This window comes from Mesorhizobium sp. M7A.F.Ca.MR.362.00.0.0, assembly GCF_004023175.1.
Classification (GTDB): domain Bacteria; phylum Pseudomonadota; class Alphaproteobacteria; order Rhizobiales; family Rhizobiaceae; genus Mesorhizobium.
Genome location: NZ_RZTF01000467.1, coordinates 277 through 4,514, shown reverse-complemented (window position 1 = coordinate 4,514; position 4,238 = coordinate 277). Strand labels below are relative to the sequence as shown.

At 64.3% G+C, this 4,238-nt stretch carries 2 protein-coding genes and 1 pseudogene (1 of these 3 running past the window's edge); 2 read left to right on the top strand and 1 reads right to left on the bottom strand.

The window, feature by feature from the left end; genetic code table 11:
- Window positions 1-185 precede the first annotated feature (185 nt).
- On the top strand, window positions 186-1,559 hold the full coding sequence (locus EOC06_RS33165) for an amidase (protein WP_128309779.1): 1,374 nt from the start codon (window positions 186-188) through the stop codon (window positions 1,557-1,559).
- Here EOC06_RS33165 and EOC06_RS33160 read toward each other — a convergent pair.
- Window positions 1,553-2,626, bottom strand: coding sequence for an FAD-binding oxidoreductase (locus tag EOC06_RS33160; protein WP_128309778.1), 1,074 nt, complete (start codon window positions 2,624-2,626; stop codon window positions 1,553-1,555). The genes EOC06_RS33165 and EOC06_RS33160 overlap by 7 nt on opposite strands.
- Window positions 2,627-2,847: 221 nt before the next feature.
- Here EOC06_RS33160 and EOC06_RS33155 point away from each other — a divergent pair.
- Window positions 2,848-4,238: pseudogene (locus EOC06_RS33155) on the top strand (peptide chain release factor 3); it runs 221 nt beyond the window's last position.

Below are 4,238 nucleotides of genomic sequence, written 5' to 3'. Positions count from 1 at the left end.
AGCTGCCAATCTCCCCACTTGAGGGGGAGATGTCCGGCAGGCCAGAGGGGGGCGCCGTAGAGTGCCGACATCGGCAGCACAACTTCGATCAAGCACTAGCGAATACCGAATGCTCAACTCCGCTTGAAATCGCGCCGCGTTCCGCCAATTGGTCAGGCACGCGCGGCCAAGCCGGAGCATTCCTCATGGACATCGTCTTCTCCTCAACCGTCGATCTCGCTGCAGCCATCGCCAAGCGCAAAATCTCCGCCGTGGAAGCACTCGACGCCTATCTGGCGCAAATCGATGCGCACAACCATGCGGTGAATGCCGTCATCTCGCTCGACAGGGAAGGCGCCCGCGAGCGTGCCAAGAAGGCGGACGCTGCCCAGGCGCGCGGCGCCGCACCCGGACCTCTGCATGGCGTGCCGTTCACGCTGAAAGACATGCACGAAACGTCAGGCATAAGGACTACGGTCGGCTTCCCGCCCTTTGCCGACTATGTCGCCAAGCAGGACAGCCCGGTCGTCATCAGACTGAAAGCGGCCGGCGGCGTGCTGATGGCCAAGACCAATGTCGCGACAATGCTGTCGGACTGGCAGTCGAACAATCCGCTGTTTGGCCGCACCAGCAATCCATGGGACCTCAAGCGCACGGCGGGCGGCTCCAGTGGAGGCGCGGCAGCGGCAATTTGCTTGGGGATGACGCCGTTCGACGTGGGCACAGACATGCAGGATTCGATCCGGCTGCCGGCCGCCTTTTGCGGTGTTTATGGCTTGAAGCCGACGGAGCATCGTGTCTCGCTGGCCGGTGCCTTCCCCGATCCCGGCGGTGCCGCGCGCAGCGTGCGGCTGATGTCCTGCCTCGGGCCGTTGGCGCGCAGCGTGCAAGATTTGGCGCTGATTTATCAAATCATCGCCGGCCCGGATGGAAGCGACACCGATCTTGCTCCGGTGCCGGTCCAGGATATGCCGAAGCTCGACCCTAGGACATTGCGCATCGCCTTCGCGCCGTCCTTTCCCGGCTTTCCGGTGGCCGGCGACATCAGCGCCGCGGTCGAAAACCTCGCAAGGCAGCTGCAATCGGCCGGTGCCCTCGTTGAGGAGGCAAAACTGCCGAAACTCGATCTGCACCACGATCTGGAGCAGGGCGGCGCGCTGATCGGCATGATGCTGGAGGCCGCCCAGCCGGAGTCGCCGGAGAACCCGACACCGGTCTCGCATTGGTTCGAGGCACTCGCCCGCCGCGACAGGTCCATTCTCGCCTGGGACCGGTTTTTCGAAAACCATGACGCGCTGCTCTGCCCGGTCGCCATGACTTCCGCCTTCCCGCATTGCGAGCCGGGCACGCCGATCACGGTCGACGGCAAGGAGCAGAGCTACTGGATGCTGCCGGCCTATGGCGCCGTCTTCAACTACAGCGGCCATCCGGCTCTTTCCATCCCATGCGGACAGGGCAGCGAGGGCTTGCCGATCGGCTTGCAACTGGTCGGCAAACGCTGGTCGGAGTCACAGCTGCTCGGCATCGCCAGGGCAATCGAACCACTGACCGGCGGCTTTCGGCGTCCGCCCGCCTATTGAGCGAAACGCGACAATCCATAAGGGGCAAGTAAGGGGTCGCGCTCGCCGTCGAGGATTTCCCGAGCGGCGAACAGGCCGATGGCCGGCGCCAACGTGATGCCGGAATGCATGACGGCGACATAGACACCGTCCAAGCCCTCGGCGCGGCCAATGATCGGAAAGCCGTCGATCGGCGTCGGCCGGTAGCCGACCGTGTGGAAATCGAGTTCCAACCCATCGCTGTCGCGCAGCATGGCCTTCATGGCCGCAAACAGGGCGTGGGCGGTGGCTTCGGCATCCATGCCCGGATCGGCGCCGCCGAAATCCGAGCCGGCGATGATGCGGCCTTCCGCCGTCTGGCGCATGTGCAGCCGCTCGGCCAGCACCAGCCCGTTGAGCAGCTTTTCGTGCGGTCGCGAATGGACGATCAGGCCGGGCGGCGTTTCGATCGGCAGGTTGATCCCGGCGGTCGCGGCGATCTCCGGCGAGCCAACGCCGGCCGCGACCACCACCTCGTCCGATGCAATCAGGCCATGCGATGTGTCGACACCGGTGATCCTGCCGCCGGTCTGGACCAGGGCCGTCACCGTGCTGGAGATGGTCTTCGCGCCATGTCGCTTCGCGTCTGCCAATAGGGCACGGACGGCGGCCACGGGCTCTGCGACACCTTCTTCGGCAACATGCAGGGCAAAATCCGGAAGCTCGGTGAGATTAGGTTCGATGCGCGCTGCACCGGCGCGGTCGACTTGGCTGATGCCATAGCCCCAGGCGGAATGTTCCGTGGCGTAGGTTTCCATGTCGGCCGCCGGTAAGTCCCAGCACAGGCCGCCGCACCAGCTCAGCGGCAGGTCGGGCAGGTCCTGCGCCAGCCGCGACCATTCGGCCATGGCGCGGGTGCGCAGCCGGAAATAGGGCTCCGGATTGCCCCAGCTGGCGTTGATCCAGGCGAACGAATTTGGCGTCGCCACCCCACCGGCAGCACTGTCGGCAATCACCGTCACTTGCGCACCCGCTCTGCTCAGATGCCAGGCGGTGGAGGCACCGATGATACCGGCGCCGATGACGATCACTTCTTTAGCCGCTGTCATGCTCGCTCCTTTGGCTCGTGATTCCTGACGGACGCACACCCAAGTGCCATCCCGTTCGCCGCTTGCCAATGTCGAGCAGCGCGAAACATGCGGCAATGCGCTGGCTTGAGCCACGGCGTGATCGGCTGCATGCCCAGACGAAGAGGTGGGCCGGCCGGAGCGGTCGACAGCCTGCCACTGCGCTGCTAGAAGCCCGACCTGTCACACGGAAATCCCAGAGAATGCCCGAAGCAATAGAAGAAGAAGTGGCACGCCGCCGCACCTTCGCGATCATCGCGCACCCGGACGCCGGCAAGACGACGCTCACCGAAAAGCTGCTGCTGTTCGGCGGCGCCATCCAGCTCGCCGGCGAGGTCAAGGCCAAGAAGGACAAGATCCAGACGCGGTCCGACTGGATGAAGATCGAGCGCGAGCGCGGCATCTCGGTCGTCACCTCGGTGATGACCTTCGAGTATGAGGACAATGTCTTCAACCTGCTCGACACGCCCGGCCACGAGGATTTCGCCGACGACACCTACCGCACGCTGTCGGCGGTCGACTCGGCGGTCATGGTCATCGATGCCGCCAAGGGCATCGAGCCGCGCACACTGAAACTGTTCGAAGTCTGCCGGCTGCGCGACATTCCGATCATCACCTTCATCAACAAGATGGACCGCGAAAGCCGCGATCCGTTCGAGATTTTGGACGAGATCGAACAGAAGCTGGCGCTGGATACTGCCCCCGTCACCTGGCCGATCGGCCGCGGCAAGAATTTTGCCGGCACCTATCATCTGGCGCTGAATGCCGTGCGCAGGGGCGACGCGGAGAAAGAACGCACGCCGGTCAACGGTCCCGATTCCAACCGCGTCGCCGGCCTGCTGCCCGAAAACGAGCGCGAAGCCTTCATCGAGGAACTGGAGCTCGCGCGAGAAGCGTGCAGACCCCTTGATATAGAAGCCTTCCGCGAGGGCCATCTGACGCCGGTCTATTTCGGTTCGGCGCTGCGCAATTATGGCGTGCGCGACCTGATCGAGGCACTCGGCGCTTTTGGACCGCCGCCGCGCGCGCAGGAGGCCGACACCCGCAAGGTCGAGGCGACCGAGGAGAAGATGACGTCCTTCGTCTTCAAGATCCAGGCCAACATGGACCCCAACCACCGCGACCGCATTGCCTTCGTCCGCGTCTGTTCGGGCAAGCTCGAGCGCGGCATGAAGGCCAAGCTGGTGCGCACCGGAAAACCGATGTCGTTGTCGGCGCCGCAGTTCTTCTTTGCCCGGACCCGCGTTACCGCTGACGAGGCTTTTGCCGGTGATGTCGTCGGCATCCCCAACCATGGCACGCTGCGCATCGGCGACACGCTGACCGAAGGCGAGGAGATACTGTTCCGCGGCGTTCCGAATTTCGCCCCGGAAATCCTGCGTCGTGTGCGCCTCGGCGACGCGATGAAGGCGAAAAAACTCAAGGAAGCGCTGCACCAGATGGCAGAGGAGGGCGTCGTGCAGCTGTTTTCGCCGGAGGATGGCTCGCCGGCCATCGTCGGCGTCGTCGGCGCGCTGCAGCTCGACGTGCTGAAGGAACGGCTGAACTTCGAATACACGCTGCCGGTCGAATTCGAGATGTCGCGGTTTTCAGT

Excerpts from the sequence above, each read along its gene's own strand:
- EOC06_RS33160 (WP_128309778.1), bottom strand. The coding sequence starts at position 2,626 with ATGACAGCGGCTAAAGAAGTGATCGTCATCGGCGCCGGTATCATCGGT.
- EOC06_RS33165 (WP_128309779.1), top strand. The coding sequence starts at position 186 with ATGGACATCGTCTTCTCCTCAACCGTCGATCTCGCTGCAGCCATCGCC.